The following is a 16,315-nucleotide window of genomic DNA, read 5'->3' on the forward strand; positions in this document are numbered from 1 at the left end:
CATCCCTCCTGTCTCGACGTTTCGGCTTCCGAAGCTCCTGAGGAGCGTGACGGCTGAACGACAGCAGCCACGATCGGCACAGCGCATGGAATGCCTTGGCACTGGTTTCTCCCATCCCGCGACGATAATCTCCAATTGTATTTCCTGCTGATTACGATAAGATTTTCCTATCATGTTGACACTCAGGCAGATGCGTTACTTCGATGCCCTCGCGGCCACTCGCCACTTCGGCAAGGCGGCCGAACTCACCCATGTCAGCCAGCCGGCGCTCTCTGCGCAGATCATGGAGATGGAAGAACATCTGGGTGTGAAGCTGGTGGAACGGAGCCGCGCCGGCGTTTTCCTGACCGTCAAGGGCGAGGAAGTGCTGGCGCAGGTGCGTTCCATCCTCGCGGATGTCGGCAGATTGGAGGAGAGCGCCCGGACAAACACGGGCACTCTCGAGGGGCGGGTCCGCCTCGGGGTTATCCCGACACTCGCGCCCTATCTCGTCCCGAGGCTCATTCCCTACCTGCGCGAACGGTATCCGGCGATCGAAATCGAGCTCAAGGAGTCGCTTACCGACCGGCTCATCGCCGATCTCGGCGACGGCCGGCTCGATGCGGTCGTGGCGGCGCTGCCGGTCGACGCGGACGGCATCGTTACTCGGGCGCTGTTTTCCGACCGCTTCTATATGGCCGTGGCGGAGAACGACCGGCATGTGCTCATGTCGCCGATGACGGAAGAGCAGGTGGATATATCGCAGCTGCTGTTGCTCGAAGAAGGCCATTGCCTGCGTGATCAGGCGCTGGCCGTCTGCAATACGGCCGGCAAACGGCAGCTCCTGAGTTTCGGCGCCACGTCGATGGCAACGCTTTTGCAGATGGTGGCAAACGGCATGGGAATGACACTCATCCCCGAGATCGCGATACCGAGCGAAGCCGCACGCAACGCGATCCGGATCCTGCCCTTCGCCGCCCCGGAGCCCTCTCGTGAGATCGGGCTCATCTGGCGGCGCAGCAACCCGCGGCCGCGCGACATGGATGCGCTTGCAGACGCCATATCGGCCTGCGCCCGGGAGATCTCACGGGACGCTGCCGCGGCCGGACGGGGCGCGGCGAAAGCTGCGCCTCGTCCAGCCGCATGATCAAGCCAGCTTCGTCTTCAGGAATTCGACGGTCCGCTGCCAGGCGAGGTCGGCCGCCTCCTTGTTGTACCGCGCCGCCGAAGTGTCGTTGTTGAAAGCGTGGTTCACACCTTCATAGACGTGGATCGTCACGTCCTTGCCGTTTTCCGTCAGTGCTTTGCGGTAGGCCTCTATGCCGGCATTGATGCGCTCGTCGAGCCCGGCATAATGCAGCAGCAGCGCCGCCTTGATCTTCGGCACGTCCTCGGCCTTCGCCTGGGCGCCGTAATAGGCCACGCCGGCCTTGAGATCGGGTGCGTTCACGGCAAGCCTGTTGACGAGACCGCCGCCCCAGCAAAAGCCGATCGCGCCGACATTGCCGGTGCTTTCCGCATGGCCTTTCAGAAAGCTCACGGTGGCGACGGCATTCTCATTCGTCTCGGTTGCGTCGAGTGCGCTGATCATCTCCCGCGCCTTGTCCTCGTCGGCCGGTGTGCCACCGTCGGGCGACAGGAAATCGGGCGCAAGCGCCACGAAGCCTTCGAGCGCCGTGCGGCGCGCAACGTCTCTTATGTGTGGGTTCAGGCCACGATTCTCGTGAATGACGATGACGGCGGGAAGCTTGCCGGACGCATCGGCGGGTCTGACGAGATATCCCTTCATTTCGCCGTCGGCGCCGGGATAGGTGATGTCCTCTCCCTTGATGCGCTCGTCCGTCTCGGCAATCATTTCGGCTTTGGCACTATCGGCAGCCAGCATCGGCGCGATTGCGGCGGCGGCCGCAGCCGTACCCGCCAGCGCCGTCAATCTCTCCATGAAACGGCGGCGATCCAAAGTGAGATGCGTATATTCGTCATAGGCATCGATCATCGCCTGGGTGATGACAGGCTTGTTCATGACGCTCTCCCTGGGGCTATGGCAGATCAAATGTCGCTGTAGCAGGCGGCGGCAGACCACCCGGCGACAGGATAGGTCAGCGGCACGGTCACGGACTTACAAAACTGCGTTACCTCAGCTCATCGCCATCCAGACGGAAAGCCATGTCCACATCGCGAAGAGCACGATGAAACCTGCCATGAACAGCGGCTGGCGAAAGCGAAGCCGATTGCTCGTGACGTGGATGAAGGCGTGAGCATAACGGAGCGCCACGAAAAGCCAGGCGAGACCAAGCGAGAGGAGATTGTCCGCCTCGGTGACGTAGAGCAGCACGCAGCAGAGATGGAAGAGAACCGGCAGCTCGAACTGGTTCGCGATGCTGTTTCGCACGATAAGGCTCTCGCCCGGCTCGCCGCGGTTTTCCCGGAACACGGAAGCGTCGATCTCGCCCGACCTGATCAGCGATGCCCGACGCGTGGAGAGGAGCGCATAAAGCGCAAAGACAAGCGCGACATGGGCCACCATCGGCCAGAATATTTCGAAGCCCGTCATCGATGCTCTCAGCGTCAGCAATGGACACGGCGGACGCCGGACGGCGCCCGCCGATGATATCAGGCGCTGCCCGGATAGTTCGGGCTCTCGCGGGTGATCGTCACATCATGGGCATGGCTCTCGCGGAGGCCGGCGCCGGAGATGCGAACGAAGGTGGCGCGCTCCTGGTAATCCTTGATCGTGGCCCCGCCGACATAGCCCATGGAGGCGCGGAGGCCGCCGGCGAGCTGGTGCAGGACGCCGGAGACCGGCCCCTTGTAAGGCACCTGCCCCTCGATGCCTTCCGGCACGAGCTTCAGCGTGTCGCGGACTTCCGCCTGGAAATAGCGGTCGGCCGAGCCGCGCGCCATGGCGCCGACGGACCCCATACCGCGATAGGCCTTGAAGGACCGGCCCTGGTACAGGAAGACCTCGCCAGGGCTCTCCTCGGTTCCGGCGAGCAGCGAGCCGATCATCACGGCCGAAGCGCCGGCGGCGATCGCCTTGGCGACATCGCCCGAATATTCGATGCCGCCGTCGGCGATAATCGGGATGTCCGCGGCCTGTGCGGCCTCGACGGCCGCCATGATCGCGGCGAGCTGGGGCACGCCGACCCCGGCGACGATGCGCGTCGTGCAGATCGAACCGGGGCCGATGCCGACCTTGACGGCATCCGCGCCTGCGTCGATCAGCGCCTTGGTACCGTCTCCCGTCGCGACGTTGCCCGCCATGATGCGCACCGAGTTGGAAAGCTTCTTCACCCGTGCCACCGCATCGAGCACGCGCTGCGAATGGCCGTGGGCGGTGTCGACGACGATCAGGTCGACGCCGGCATCGATCAGCCGCTCGGCGCGCTCGAAACCGTCGTCGCCGACGCTGACGGCGGCGGCGGCGCGAAGCCGGCCCTGCGCATCCTTGGCGGCGTTCGGGTTGAGCTGGGACTTTTCGATGTCCTTGACCGTGATCAGGCCGACGCAGCGTCCTTCGGGATCGACCACGAGGAGCTTCTCGATCCGGTGCTTGTGCAGAAGGCGCTTTGCTTCCTGCTGATCGACGCTTTCCTTGACCGTGATAAGGTTTTCCCGCGTCATCAATTCGTAGATTTTCTGGGAAGGATCGGACGCGAAGCGGACGTCGCGGTTGGTAAGGATGCCGACGAGGCGCCCCTGCTTCTGCCCGCCGAGACCGCCGTTTTCCACGACGGGAATGCCGGAAATGCCGTGCGCCTTCATCAGTCCCAGAGCATCCGCAAGCGTCGCATCCGGGCCGATCGTCACCGGATTGACGACCATGCCGCTTTCGAACTTCTTGACCTGCCGGACTTCTTCCGCCTGTTCGGCGGGCGTCAGGTTGCGGTGGATGACGCCGATGCCGCCGGCTTGAGCCATGGCGATCGCGAGCCGCGCCTCGGTGACGGTATCCATGGCCGCCGAGAGGATCGGAAGATTGAGTTCGATGTCCTGTGCGATGCGGGTGGCGATATTCGTCTGACCCGGCATCACCTCGGAATGTCCTGGCTGGAGCAGAACGTCGTCGAAGGTCAAAGCCTCCAGACCGGTTGCCGTTTCGATGATGCGCGCCATGGCCAGTTCCTCTTCAAATAAACGAAAAATCCCCGGGGACGCTCAGCGACTTGTCCACCGGGTGACTTCAAGGCTTTTCTTGGAAGTTGGCGAGGGCTGGTAACACGGATATGCCGGAATGAAAATAGCCAAGGGGCCCAAATCTTATGGGCCCCGGCGAATTGTTGTCGCAGTGCAGCAAGCCGCCTCTTCATATGTCGAACTGATAGCTCGCCGGTACGAAGCGATAGCCCTGATCATGGCTCTCGACGAAGCCGACGGACGGAAACGGCATATGATAGCCGATGAAGGGCAGCCGGTCGGTCGCGATCATGTCGAAGACCTTTTTTCTGCTCGCGCTGGCAGCCGCCTTGTCCATGTCGAAGCGAACCTCCCAATCCGGCCGCTGCAGCGACAGGACATAGTGGTTCGCCGTGTCTGCGGTCAGGATCATGGCCTTGCCGTCGGATTCGAGCCGATAGAACATATGCCCCGGAGAATGACCGAACGCAGCCATCGCAGAGATGCCGGGGACGACCTCCCCGCCATCCGCGACAAAGGTGATCTTTTCCGACAGCGGCACGACCTTCGCCAGCACCGCCTTGTGCCCGTTTTCGGCAGGCGTGCCGACGCGGGCGCCGTCCTTCCAGAAATCGTACTCGACCTGCCCGGTTACATAGCGCGCACTGGCAAAAGCGGGCTTTCCACCCTCCGTCAGGCCGCCGATGTGGTCGCCGTGCATGTGGGTGATGACGACGACCGTCACCTGTTCCGGAGCATAACCGGCAGCTTTCAGGCCTTCCGCAAGCTTGCCCGTGCCCGCCTCGCGACCTCCCTCGCCAAGCCCGGTGTCGAAGAGAACGACCTCGGATCCGGTATCGACCAGAACCGGGGAAAAGCCGTTGACGAAGCCGCTGGTCGGCAGGAAATTCTGTTCCAGAAGTTTGGAGACCGACTCCGCAGGCTGATTGGTGCCGAAGATCTCGTGCGGCTTGTCCGCGGCGCGCGTCCCGTCGCTGATCACCGTCACCTTGAAACTTCCGAGTTTCAAAGTTTTGAAGTCCGCACTCATCGCCGTGCCGCCTTTTTCCGTCGTTTCCTGAGCACCGGCAATGCCTGCCAGCAGACTTGGTGCCGCCAATGCGCCCGCGCCTGCCGCGAACAGCGTCCGCCGCTTCAATTGAAAAGCCATCGTCATTCCCTCCTGTTGACCGGCGCTGCCCGCGCGCCGGTGATCACAGGCGAAAAGTAGTGCCTTGACAGAAATGGACAGGACGGATCACACGCATGTGATCTTCAATCTCCGGTTTCGCCCCGACAAAGCCATCGGAACCCCTTAACCGCGACCAGCGCGCTCGAGTTTCTGATGATTTTGTCCTCAAATCGATTTCGAATTAAGAACCAATGGGGCTAACGCCCGCAGTGACAGCCCCAAGGCGCCTTTCATGAACCGCATCGTCCCGTTGATCCTCGCCGTCGCTCTCTTCATGGAGCAGATGGATTCAACCGTTATTTCGACATCGCTGCCGGCAATCGCGCGCGATATGGGCGTCGGGCCGATCACGCTGAAGCTCGCACTGACCTCCTATATGGTGGCGCTGGCGATCTTCATTCCCCTGAGCGGCTGGATGGCGGACCGGTTCGGCGCCAAGCGCATCTTTCGCGCGGCGATCCTCGTCTTCATCGCGGGCTCCCTCTTCTGCGCGGTGGCGGATAGCCTCTTCGCCTTCGTCCTTGCGCGCTTCCTGCAGGGCATGGGCGGCGCCATGATGACGCCGGTCGCGCGGCTCGTCCTCGTGCGCAGTGCGCCGCGCAGCGAGCTTGTCTCGGCAATGGCTTTGCTGACGATACCCGCACTGGTCGGACCGCTCGCGGGCCCGCCGCTCGGCGGCTTAATCACGACCTATTTCTCCTGGCACTGGATCTTCCTGATCAACGTGCCGGTTGGAATTGTCGGCTATTTTCTTTCGGGCATCTACCTGCCCGAGATGGAGCGAAGAAATCCGCCCCCGGTGGATATCGTCGGGTTCCTGCTCGGGGGCATTGCCGCCGCGGGCGTGGTCTTCGGGCTTTCGGTCATCAGCCTGCCGGCGCTGCCGCCGGCGATCGGTGTCGCTTCCGTGTCGGCCGGCGTCGCCGCCTCGCTCCTCTACATCTTCCATGCGCGACGGCATTCGGCGCCCGTGCTCGATCTCAAGCTCTTCCGCGACGGTGCCTTCCGCGCCGCGTCGATCGGCGGCACGATCTTCCGCATCTCCGTCGGCGCAGTGCCTTTCCTTATGCCGCTGATGCTCCAGGTCGGCTTCGGTCTCAGCCCGTTCCAATCGGGCCTCATCACCTTCGTCGGCGCCGTCGGCGCCATCACCACGAAGTTTCTCGCGCGCCGCGTGTTCGCTTTCGCCGGCTTCCGCACGACGCTGCTCATCGCCGCCGTGATTGCGGCCGTCACGACTTTCGCCAACGGCTTCTTCACGCCGGCGACGCCCTATCTCCTGTTGATCTCCGTCCTGCTGATCGCCGGCTTCGCCCGTTCCTTCTTCTTCACCGGCGTCAACGCACTCTCTTTCGCCGACATCGACGATGCCGACGCCAGCAAGGCGACATCGATGAGCGCCGTGCTGCAGCAGATCAGTCTCGCCTTGGGGGTCGCAGTCGCAGGCGCCATTCTCGAATTCCAGACGGCGCTCAGCGGCGGGCCGCTCGAGCTCGAAGACTTCCACGTCGCCTTCATGATCATTGCCATCGCCAATCTTCTGGCGGCAATTCCCTTCGTCGCCATGGCGAAGAATGCCGGCGCCTCCGTTTCGGGCCATCGGCTGGCCGTGCGGGAAGTGGAGACGACGGCTGCCGGCAAATGATCTGCTGCAGGCCCCGACCGGGCAGGGTTGTCAGCGAGGAAAGCTCCGCCCTTTGCCCTTTCAGGCAAGCCGCGTAACGCCTATTCCGGCCGCTCGCAGACCGCCGAAAGCTTGTTGCCGTCCGGGTCACGGACGTAAGCCGCGTAAAAATTTGCATGGAAGGGGCGCAGCCCCGGCGCGCCTTCATCGGTGCCGCCACCGGCGAGCGCCGCGGCATGGAAGGCGTCCACCGCCGCGCGGCTTTGCGCCTCGAGCGCCACCATCGAGCCGTTGCCGATGGTCGCGGCCTCGCGATTGAACGGGGTCACCACCCAAAGCCGGCAGCGGAAGTCACCCTCCGCGCCGTAACCAATCTCCACCTCATCCTCCCTGCGGCGCTTGAGGCCGAGGGGCGCAAGCGCCGTGTCGTAGAAAGCGCCCGCCCTTTCGAGGTCGTTGGAGCCGAGGGTCACATATAGCAGCATGGCACTATTCCTCCGCAGCACCCTCTGCCGGCTCGTCGGTCTTAAGCCCGTGGCGGCCCTTGAAACCCTTGGCGAGCAGAAACATCTCGACCGATTCGGCACGGGAGGACGCCGGCTTCACATGGACGACCTGACGGAAGTTCTGCTTCAGCATGTTCAGGAGGTCGCGCTCGGTGCCGCCCTGGAAGGTCTTCGCCAGAAAATGTCCGCCCTCCGCGAGTACCTCGACGGCGAAATGCGCCGCCACCTCGCAGAGATGCATGGTTCTGATATGGTCGGTCTGGCGATGGCCCGTGGTCGGCGCGGCCATATCGGACAGAACGATGTCCGGAGCTCCGCCGATCGCCTGTTTCAGCTTTTCCGGCGCCTCGGGATCCAAGAAATCCATCTGCAGGAAGCGGACGCCCGGGATCGGATCCATTTCGAGGAAGTCGATCGCCGCGACCCGCGGATCGGCATCGGTCGAATTCGTCACCTTGGCGGCGATCTGAGACCAGCTTCCGGGTGCCGCGCCCAGATCTATGATGCGCTTGGCGCCAGCAAGAATCTTGTGCTTCTCGTCGATCTCCAGGAGCTTGAACGCCGCTCTTGCACGGTAGCCTTCGAGCTGCGCCCGCTGAACATAGGGGTCGTTGATGTGGCGCTCGATCCAGCGGCGCGAAGACGCCTTCAGCTTGCCCTTCTTGACCTTCTGTCCGAGCTTGCGGCCGCTGCGATTGCCGCCGATCGGGGATTTCGTCATGCCTCGGTTCCTTCGTGGCGCTTTACCCGTTCCTCGCCCGCCTGCGGAGAACCGAAGCTGCGCTGATGACGGCGCGGACGCCCCCGGCGCCAGGCCCCGTCATCTGCCATCATATCGGTCAGCAGCCCTTCGCGAAGCCCGCGATCGGCGACGCGCATGCGGCTCGACGGCCAGCGGCGGCGGATCGCCTCGAGGATCGCGCAGCCGGCAAGCACCAGATCGGCCCGGTCCGGACCGATGCAGGGGTTGGCGGCACGTGCGGCGAAATCCCAGGAGAGGAGCCGCGCCTGCATGGCCGAGACCTCGTCATCGGAAAGCCAGAGGCCGTCCACGCGGCGGCGGTCGTAGCGCGGCAGATCGAGATGCACGCCGGCAAGCGTCGTCACGGTTCCCGACGTTCCGATCAGGTGGAAGCCGCCGCCATAGGAGCCGCTTGCCAGCGCGTCGACGGAGGGGCTCTCGAAGCCGGCAAGCATGGCCTCGACCTCGCGCACCATCACCTCGAAACTCTGGGGCGTCACATGCTCGCCGCCGTGGCGCTCGGAAAGGGTGACGACGCCCACGGGCAGCGAAGTCCAGTGGGTAATGTGATTGGCAAGCCGGCTCGAGCGATTTTCGCCGATCCGGATGACCGCAATTTCCGACGAGCCGCCGCCGATGTCGAAGAGCACGACGGACCGGGTTTCGCGGTCGACGAGCGACGAGCAGCCGGACACAGCAAGCCGTGCCTCCGTCTCGCGATCGATGATCTCGAGTTCGAGACCGGTTTCCTCGGCGACGCGGTTCATGAAGGCTTCGCCGTTGGCAGCCGCACGCGCAGCCTCGGTCGCGATCAGCCGGCGCCGGCGGATCGAGCGGGCGCCGAGCTTGGCGGCGCAGACCTTGAGCGCTTCGACCGAGCGCTCCATCGCGTCCTCCGAAAGCCGCCCGCTGGCGCCGAGCCCCTCGCCCAACCGGACGATTCGAGAAAACGCATCGACCACGCGGAACTGGCCCGGCCGGGTCGGCTGCGCGATGAGCAGCCGGCAATTGTTGGTGCCGAGATCGAGGGCCGCATAAAGCGGTGCCGGCGGCTCGCTTGGCGCGACGAATGGTGCACCGAGCCTCTCCGGTCGCGCCTGCTGCTGCGCGGCGGCTTCGCCGCTCCGCGGCCGCGGAGCATCGCCGGACCGCTCGCCCGGCCGGCCTCCCGGCCGCAGGTTTGTCGTCGGGTTGCTCGCGGAAGCAAGCGGCCGCCCCTGAAGGCCGCGCCGATGGCGCGCCTTCCTGTTGCGCTTTTGGGCGCCCCTCTTGTCGCTGAGGGCAGCATCCGACGCTGGCGCGCTTGCACCGGAGGCAGCGGACTGATCTTGCGGTCTTGCTGATTTCGAACGCCGGCGCCGTTTGCGCTTGCGCGACGGCTCCGCCTCGTTCAGTGCTGCGGGACGCCCTGCTTCTCCGGACGGACCGGATCCGCTGGCAATTGCAGACGGGGAACCGGACGGCTTGCGCCGCCGCCGCTTGCCCTTGCCGCCCCGCGACGCGCCCATGCGCCCCTCGCTGCGGCCTGCTGCCGACGCCCCGGATTCAGACGGCTTATCGCCGTGATCGGGGTCTTTCACTTGTCTCAACCATGGCGCCGCGCGAAGCCTGACGGCCGCTCAAGGCGCTCTCTCGATTTTGCGTTGGCGCGACTGTACCAGCGCCGCCCCCTTTCGCCAAACTTTTTTTGGAACCATAACGGAGGCGGCGAGCCCGACCGCCCTTCCCCTTCCGGTTGCCGAAGACCGACGAATGACGAGCCCCTTATCAAGGCTCAACCCAGAAGCGGAAGGACACAGCCCGGCCGCATTTTTTTGGCAAAAGGTATTTGCATCGGGCGTTCTTTTGTTTATAAGCCCGCCACACCGACGCGGCGCATACACACCGCCAGCGGCCTTGGGGAATAGGTTAACGGTAGACCAGCGGACTCTGACTCCGTTAGTCCTGGTTCGAATCCAGGTTCCCCAGCCAATTCTCACTAAAAGCCTGTATTCCTCGATTTTCCAGTCGTGCCGGCTCCCGTTTTGACATCATTGGCGACCTGATGCCCAGAACTGGTGCCCAAAGGTGATGCCCACGCGAAATATGCGCGGCGGCCTCGCCAGTGGCAGGCAAGGGCAAGATACCCATGGCAGTCCGCCACGACGTCGAAAATCTCATCCGCCGCGGCAACATCTTTTATTGGCGGGCACGCGTCCCCATGTCGTTCGCGCGGTGCCGACCGGGCAGCCGTCTTTCACTCAACCTTCACTGTTCCGACCATAAGAAGGCACAGGCGATCGGTCGGAAGCTCAACATGCTGATGGCCGAGCTGAAGTTGAAACAGAAGGAACCGATGTCCAAGGAGCAGTTCCAGAAACTCTGCGCACACGAGCGCGACGGAGCATTATCGGCATCGACCGCCTTTAGGATCACCGCGATTGCCTTGTCGGGATCGCCCGCCTGGTTGCCGTCGTTGGTTTCGCGATAGTGCCTGCGCGAGCTCGCTGCATATTCCGGCATTTCGTTGGCCACCATAGTGATCGAACGCCAAGGAAATCGGTACGAAACGGTCCGGGCTCGACGATCAACACGCGGACGCCGAAGGGCTTCAGCTCTCCGGCGAGGGCTTCGGAAATTCCTTCCACGGCAAACTTTGCGGCATTGTAATATCCGCCGCCGCCACTGCACGCGATGCCTGCGCCGGACGACATGTTGACGAATGTTCCACCGGAACGTCGCAGGACGGGCAGGTCCCAGATATCGCTTGGCTCATCCAGAGTTTGCCCAACGCGAGACCCGTCCTTCGATCAAACAACCGCAACGTCCAGGGGCGCATGTGTCGGCAGGGCGTCGGGATCGCTGTTCTGCCCCGCGTGGTCGGCGATCAGATCGCAGGCATCCGCAGAATGGAACTGCCCAAGTCGCCGCCCGCGCGAGACATCTGGATGGGATATCATCGAGACCTACGACGTCTTCAGAGGCTTCGGGCCTTCATTTCCACCGTATCGGACCATCTCGTGAGTGTGACAGCAAGATGAGCGAGCCGGAGGCGATCAAGCCTGCCGAATCTCCAAGATGCCTACCTCTCGGCCGCAATCTCCTTGTGCCGTTCCACGACAGCACCCACGATCAGTTTCATCAGGCTTTCGACGAAGTGCTCCCTCAATCCGACATCATCGGCGATGTTCTTTAGTCGATCCATTTGCCGTCGCTCCCGCTCATCATCTGTCGCCGGCATCGCCTGTGCCGCTTTTAACTGGCCGACTTGCTCGGTACAGCGAAAGCGTTCGGCCAGGATATGAAGGAGAGCTGAATCCAGGTTGTCGATGGTCTTTCGGTAGGACGCAAGTTGCTCTGCCGTATCATGTGTCGTCATTTGAGTTCTTCCAAAGTGCTCTGACAGGCACGACGTGGGCCTGAAGAAATGGGACATCGAAAGTATAATACTGCGCTCTCGATAACTCTGGCTTTCAGATGGTCGCCTTACGCTCATACACCACCGAGCTACGGCACCTCACAGTTCTGCTCTGCGCATACCGCGACGCGAGACCGAAACACTCAGCCATATCGCCGAAACCAGGAAGTAGAATGCCCCGACACCAGCGTAGCCCGTGACCGTGGAGATAGAAGGCTCCTGCGGCATTTGCGCTTGAAAGATAAAGAGCGCGCCCGCTAACGCCGATTGGCCACCGCTCAATATCATCGCCCACTGACCGCCGTTTGTTTTCCAACGACGAACTGCAGCCCCAAGCTGCAGCAGCCCCGAAAAGATGGCCCATAGGCCGAAGGCGCCGAGGACCCAGTTCATGTTCATCATCAGCGCCAGGATCACCGCAATCGTCATAATCGAGCTCGCTGTGACGTTGATCACCTGGCTGCGGTTCACCGCAAAGCCACCGCTCCTCGCCGCATCAACGACGTTAGCGGCTGCATCCCAAGCCGGATAGATGATCAGCAGGGCGGCAGCCACTGCAAATGACTGCTGTCCGGCGGTCAGTGCAGCCGCAACCCACAGCACCGAGAACGCCGCCCGGGTAAAGTAATACTGCTTGAGCCATTGGTCATTGCCGCGCGTGGCACTGGCTTTCTGTTCGTTCGACATTGGTTTCTATCCCTATCTTTGATTGATGAAATTGCTGGCGTGCGTTTTTCACAAGAAGCAGACATGCTCACCAAATGGGGTGTACTCGTCCCACTCAAGTCGGCCGATCCGATCGCTTTCGCCGGAGAGTTTCGCGGATGCATCGTCTGGCATCGCACCATCATGCTGAGTATTGTGGGACGCGATCGTTGCCCCAGCACCCTGGCTGTTCTCCGAGCGTCCACGTTTCTCGAACGCCTCGTTGATCGCTCCTTGACGCTTTGCGACCCATCGGCCGTCCGGATCAGAGAGGATTGAATTCGTTTGGCTGATCTCGGCCTGTCAATATCGCAGGATCGCCATTCGCACCGTAGTGACCCCAGTAGAGTTCAGGGTGAGCGTTGAAGATCTGCAGCCCGCTCAAGAGAAGGAAACTTAGGCAGAGCACGTTCAGCCACTGCGTGAGCCGTGTCACAATCGAGTGCCGGCGGATGAAGACCGTCCGGGGAGAGCGGATATTGTCATTGGAAGCTTGTGCGCTCATCTCAACGTCTTTCGTCAGTGACATCTCACGGCTGCGGAGAAAGCAGCATCGACCTGTAGTCGCTGGCCGGAGCAGTGGGGCGGCGGCTCCGGCCAGCGACGGCGTGGCTTACATGGGCGGAACCACGCCATTCTTGCCGACAACCACCTGATGGGCGATGGGGCCGGCTGCAGCCTTTTCGGCATTGATGAAGACGACGGCGCCAGGCACAAGATCGCCCTTGGCCGCCGCAGCAATGGTCACGACAGGCGTGCCGTCCGGAATGGCGATCTTCTTTTCCTTGCCGTGATAGGTCACGGTAACGGTCCGGCCATCGACGCCTTTGACCGCATCCGCGACCGTCGCATTCGTCATGCTGCTGTCGGGCTTGAGATCCCAGCCGTAGCTGCCCTCGCCAAGGCCTTTCATCGCCGGAGGGAAGATCAGGACTTCGAGTGCGCCATCGCCACCGCCCGCCTTTGGCAAGGATGCGATGCCGACAAAATCGCCCGGCTTGATGTCGGTCACCTTGGCTTCCGCGACACTCGCGACCTTCCAGTCGTCGGCAAACGCGACGTCGACAGTCTCACCCTCGCGGGTTTTCACCCTCAGTGTGGAGCCCGCATAGGTGACGATGCTGCCGCGCACGTGGATCGGCACGGCTTTCTTATCCTCGGCATGGGCGGGTGCCGCAAAGGCTGTCATGGAAAGGATGCCCGTCAGGCCGAGAGCTAGGGTAGCGAAAAACGTCTTCATTTTATTCTTCCTACTAGTTGGTAGTTTCGTTAGATGCGATTATGCCTGAGGAGCGTAGCGACCGCAGGATCAGTGAGAGACTGTGGGCGTAAGACGATGGAGAGCAGGTTCGAGTATCATCGAGAATACTTCCGGTTTCCCGTAGGCTCTGGCCGACAGCATCGCCCCATAAACCGTCGCCAGAAATGCTTCGGCTTCGACGTGAGGCTCGCTGGCGAGGGTGAGGGTCCCTTGCCTGGAGCCACGCTCCATCACTGTCGCCAGCCAAGTAGAGATGAAGCGGAAGAATGCCGTCACCTCCTTTGCGACCTCCGGCGGCAGAGACGGCAGCTCGCTGGCAAGCAGCGCACAGACGCAGTACGGCCTGCTAGCATCCTCAATGCATTTGGCCCAGTGGTTTGCATAAACCTTGAGGATGTCGAATGCATCCGGAACGTTCCGCTCAAGGACTGCCACGGTTGCCTGGCCATCTTCGCGGTATCGCTTGACCAGCTCACGCACCAAATCGACCTTGCTGGGAAAATGGTGGTGAATACTAGCCTTACGAATCCCGACCACCTCTGAGATATCGGCGTAGCTGAAGCCATTGTAGCCGCCGCTCATGAGAAGATTTCGAGCGGAAGCCAGGATGTCGTCGGAGGTCGTAGAAAGATTGCTCATGCCGCCTGTCTACCTTCTAGTAGGCAGACGGTCAAGAACAGAATATCGCCTCGCGTCAGCCGTCGGTCGAGACCGTCACATCCTTCCACGCCTCGACTTCCTGTTGCAGACGCTCAATCCGTGCCGTCACATGCCTCAGCGCATCGCTGCCAAGAAGAAGTTGCGGCGGGGGATTGTCGGACTCGATGAGGGTCAGAACCGCAGCGGCCAGCTTTTGCGGATTGCCGAGCTGCTTGCCGCTCACGGCCTGACGCGCCTCGCGGATCGGATCAAACAGGCTATCGTAATCCGCAATGGAACGTTCCGTGCGGATCATGGATCGACCTGCCCAGTCTGTTCGAAACGAGCCGGGGCAAAGCGTCGTCACGTGGACGCCGAACGGCGCCATTTCCGAGCGCATGACCTCCGAAATGCCCTGCAGTGCAAACTTGCTGCCGCAGTAATAGGCGATGCCGGGCATGGTGATCATGCCGCCCATCGAGGTGACGTTGACGATAAAGCCGCTGCGGCGCTCCCGGAACCTCGGAAGAAACGCCTTGGCCACCGCGACGGCGCCGAACACATTCACGTCGAACTGGCGGCGCATCTCTTCGATGGGCGATTCCTCGAGTACACCCTCGTGCCCGTATCCCGCATTGTTGATCAGCACATCGACTGGACCGTGATCGTCCTCCGCTTGCTGAACCACGGCGGGGATGCGATCGAAATAGGTGACGTCGCAAAGGACCGGGTGAAGCGGCGGAAGGCTCTTTGCCAAAGCTTCGCGCGAAGCTTGAGAGCGGACGGTCCCGACAACCTTATGGCCAGCCTCGATTGCGGCAGTGGCAATTGCCAGTCCAAAGCCCGAGTTCGCCCCCGTGATAAAGAAGGTCTTTTGCGACATTTCTGAAACTCCTTGATTAACCGTTGATGTGACAGATAATCTGGAAATTTAGCGAATTCGATTGCGGATTATTTCAGATTCTTGCCAAATCCTATGAATGAAGAAAAACAGCTATCAGGACATGACCGGCTCATAGCACTCGCCGGGCAACTCGCACCCCGCCTCGGGTATAACAAAACAGCGCTCCATTGTGTGCGTATCCTGCGCACGGAGGCGGTGCTCAACGACATTCCCGTTCTTTATAAGCCAGGCGCTGTGTTCGTATTGCAGGGGAGCAAACATGGCATGCTAGATGGGGAAATCTACCTCTACGACGAGGACCACTATCTTGCCGTCTCGGTGCCCGTTCCCTTCCGGATGACGTCTACGGCCAGTCCACAGCGGCCACTGCTGGCAATCTATCTGGAGTTCAACATGCAGATGGCGGCTGAGATCGCCATGCAGCTCGAAAAACTCGCCAATCCCGTAACCACCAGGCCGAGGGGGCTCTACTCCAGCAGAATGGATAGCAGTACAGAAGACGTCCTGCAGCGCTTGCTGATGGCACTCGGAAGCCCGGGCGAGGTCGCCGTACTTGGAGACTCCATCCTGCGTGAACTGCATTACCGGGTCATGTCAGGCCCGCAAGGTGGCGCAGTGATCGCGGCCCTGCAGCGGAAAGGGACGTCGGGAAAGCTGGTCGAGAGCGTGGCTTGGCTACGGGACAATTACGCAGGCGAAATTGCCGTCGCGGATCTCGCCAAAGCCGTGGGAATGAGCGTCCCTTCGTACCACGTTCATTTCAAAGACCTAACGGGCTCAAGTCCGATGCAATATGTCAAAGCTCTGCGGCTCCATGAGGCAAGGCTGATGATCGCCCGCCAGACAGGAACAATCGCGGAGGTGGCGGCTTCAGTTGGCTATGTCAGCCCGGCGCAATTCAGCCGCGACTTCAAACGGCATTTCGGGCGAACCGCATCGGAAGATGTGAAGTGGGTCCAGCATCACCTAGGAGAACAGGTTTGACGGTCGCCTCTGAGGACTCCGCAGGCCGGCCGGTGGCGCAAGAGGCCACAGAGCTCCGCTTCATGTGAATGCTCAGGCGCTGATGCCGCCGTTGACGAGAATGCCCGAGGCAGCACCGGGGCCGGCGAGGAAGGCGACCGCCTCTGCGACTTCCCTGGTTTTTCCGTATCGAGCAATCGACAGGCTCGGCAGGATAGCAGGTGCGAGAGCACCATCGGCAGGGGTACCTCCTGGGGGTTTACCTCTAGGTTACAACAGGGAGAAGC

General features: G+C 62.0%; 15 protein-coding genes, 1 tRNA gene and 3 pseudogenes. 5 read left to right on the plus strand and 14 right to left on the minus strand.

Annotated elements, in window-relative coordinates; translation table 11 throughout:
* Positions 1–172 precede the first annotated feature (172 nt).
* Positions 173–1,126: a hydrogen peroxide-inducible genes activator OxyR gene (gene oxyR, locus N0Q91_RS14070; RefSeq protein WP_275596706.1), complete on the plus strand. Its 954-nt coding sequence runs from the start codon at positions 173–175 to the stop codon at positions 1,124–1,126.
* On the opposite strand, the gene N0Q91_RS14075 is transcribed toward oxyR, so the two are convergent.
* From N0Q91_RS14075 to N0Q91_RS14090, 4 genes are all read right to left on the minus strand, one after another.
* Positions 1,127–2,002: a dienelactone hydrolase family protein gene (locus N0Q91_RS14075; RefSeq protein ID WP_275596707.1), complete on the minus strand. Its 876-nt coding sequence runs from the start codon at positions 2,000–2,002 to the stop codon at positions 1,127–1,129.
* A 114-nt stretch (positions 2,003–2,116) separates the two neighbouring features.
* Complete coding sequence (locus N0Q91_RS14080; RefSeq protein ID WP_275596708.1) at positions 2,117–2,533, minus strand: MAPEG family protein; 417 nt, start codon at positions 2,531–2,533, stop codon at positions 2,117–2,119.
* 59 nt (positions 2,534–2,592) lie between these two features.
* Entirely contained in the window at positions 2,593–4,095 is a 1,503-nt protein-coding gene (gene guaB / locus N0Q91_RS14085; RefSeq protein WP_275596709.1) for an IMP dehydrogenase, read from the minus strand.
* A gap of 190 nt (positions 4,096–4,285) precedes the next feature.
* Positions 4,286–5,266, minus strand: a complete 981-nt coding sequence (locus tag N0Q91_RS14090) for an MBL fold metallo-hydrolase (RefSeq protein WP_375341881.1) — start codon at positions 5,264–5,266, stop codon at positions 4,286–4,288.
* 253 nt (positions 5,267–5,519) lie between these two features.
* Between N0Q91_RS14090 and N0Q91_RS14095 the strand changes: the two genes are divergently transcribed.
* Entirely contained in the window at positions 5,520–6,932 is a 1,413-nt protein-coding gene (locus N0Q91_RS14095) for a DHA2 family efflux MFS transporter permease subunit (protein WP_275596711.1), read from the plus strand.
* Between the two features lie 80 nt (positions 6,933–7,012).
* On the opposite strand, the gene N0Q91_RS14100 is transcribed toward N0Q91_RS14095, so the two are convergent.
* The 3 genes from N0Q91_RS14100 to N0Q91_RS14110 are packed head-to-tail and all read right to left on the minus strand — an operon-like array spanning position 7,013 to position 9,739.
* The gene (locus N0Q91_RS14100; protein WP_275596712.1) at positions 7,013–7,396 is read right to left on the minus strand and encodes a VOC family protein; all 384 of its coding nucleotides are present in this window, start codon (positions 7,394–7,396) and stop codon (positions 7,013–7,015) included.
* Between the two features lie 4 nt (positions 7,397–7,400).
* Positions 7,401–8,138, minus strand: coding sequence for an RlmE family RNA methyltransferase (locus N0Q91_RS14105; protein WP_275596713.1), 738 nt, complete (start codon positions 8,136–8,138; stop codon positions 7,401–7,403).
* On the minus strand, positions 8,135–9,739 hold the full coding sequence (locus N0Q91_RS14110; protein ID WP_275598138.1) for a Ppx/GppA phosphatase family protein: 1,605 nt from the start codon (positions 9,737–9,739) through the stop codon (positions 8,135–8,137). The genes N0Q91_RS14105 and N0Q91_RS14110 overlap by 4 nt, the downstream gene beginning before the upstream one ends.
* 317 nt (positions 9,740–10,056) lie before the next feature.
* On the opposite strand from N0Q91_RS14110, the gene N0Q91_RS14115 reads away from it, so the two are divergent.
* Positions 10,057–10,130, plus strand: a tRNA-Gln gene (locus tag N0Q91_RS14115).
* 408 nt (positions 10,131–10,538) lie between these two features.
* On the opposite strand, the pseudogene N0Q91_RS14120 reads toward N0Q91_RS14115, so the two are convergent.
* Positions 10,539–10,891 (minus strand): annotated as a pseudogene (locus N0Q91_RS14120) (SDR family NAD(P)-dependent oxidoreductase); the annotation flags it as partial.
* Here N0Q91_RS14120 and N0Q91_RS14125 point away from each other — a divergent pair.
* Positions 10,886–11,179: pseudogene (locus N0Q91_RS14125) on the plus strand (LysR substrate-binding domain-containing protein); the annotation flags it as partial. The pseudogenes N0Q91_RS14120 and N0Q91_RS14125 sit on opposite strands and share 6 nt — an antisense overlap.
* 41 nt (positions 11,180–11,220) lie before the next feature.
* Here the strand turns inward: N0Q91_RS14125 and N0Q91_RS14130 are convergent.
* The 6 genes and pseudogenes from N0Q91_RS14130 to N0Q91_RS14155 all read right to left on the minus strand — a co-directional run bounded on the left by N0Q91_RS14130 (position 11,221) and on the right by N0Q91_RS14155 (position 15,044).
* Entirely contained in the window at positions 11,221–11,517 is a 297-nt protein-coding gene (locus tag N0Q91_RS14130) for a chorismate mutase (RefSeq protein ID WP_100669445.1), read from the minus strand.
* A 138-nt stretch (positions 11,518–11,655) separates the two neighbouring features.
* On the minus strand, positions 11,656–12,243 hold the full coding sequence (locus N0Q91_RS14135) for a DUF308 domain-containing protein (protein WP_275596714.1): 588 nt from the start codon (positions 12,241–12,243) through the stop codon (positions 11,656–11,658).
* A gap of 295 nt (positions 12,244–12,538) precedes the next feature.
* Positions 12,539–12,766: pseudogene (locus tag N0Q91_RS14140) on the minus strand (cytochrome b/b6 domain-containing protein); the annotation flags it as partial.
* Between the two features lie 108 nt (positions 12,767–12,874).
* Positions 12,875–13,501, minus strand: a complete 627-nt coding sequence (locus N0Q91_RS14145) for a hypothetical protein (RefSeq protein WP_100669449.1) — start codon at positions 13,499–13,501, stop codon at positions 12,875–12,877.
* A gap of 69 nt (positions 13,502–13,570) precedes the next feature.
* Complete coding sequence (locus N0Q91_RS14150) at positions 13,571–14,161, minus strand: TetR/AcrR family transcriptional regulator (RefSeq protein WP_100669451.1); 591 nt, start codon at positions 14,159–14,161, stop codon at positions 13,571–13,573.
* A gap of 55 nt (positions 14,162–14,216) precedes the next feature.
* Positions 14,217–15,044 (minus strand): oxidoreductase, encoded by an 828-nt coding sequence (locus tag N0Q91_RS14155; protein ID WP_275596715.1) that lies wholly within the window; start codon positions 15,042–15,044, stop codon positions 14,217–14,219.
* Positions 15,045–15,137: 93 nt separating this feature from the next.
* Here N0Q91_RS14155 and N0Q91_RS14160 point away from each other — a divergent pair, with 93 nt between their 5' ends.
* The gene (locus N0Q91_RS14160) at positions 15,138–16,049 is read left to right on the plus strand and encodes an AraC family transcriptional regulator (protein ID WP_100669455.1); all 912 of its coding nucleotides are present in this window, start codon (positions 15,138–15,140) and stop codon (positions 16,047–16,049) included.
* The last annotated feature ends 266 nt before the right edge of the window (positions 16,050–16,315 follow it).

The sequence above is a fragment of the Sinorhizobium prairiense genome, assembly GCF_029201645.2.
Lineage (GTDB): Bacteria > Pseudomonadota > Alphaproteobacteria > Rhizobiales > Rhizobiaceae > Sinorhizobium > Sinorhizobium meliloti_A.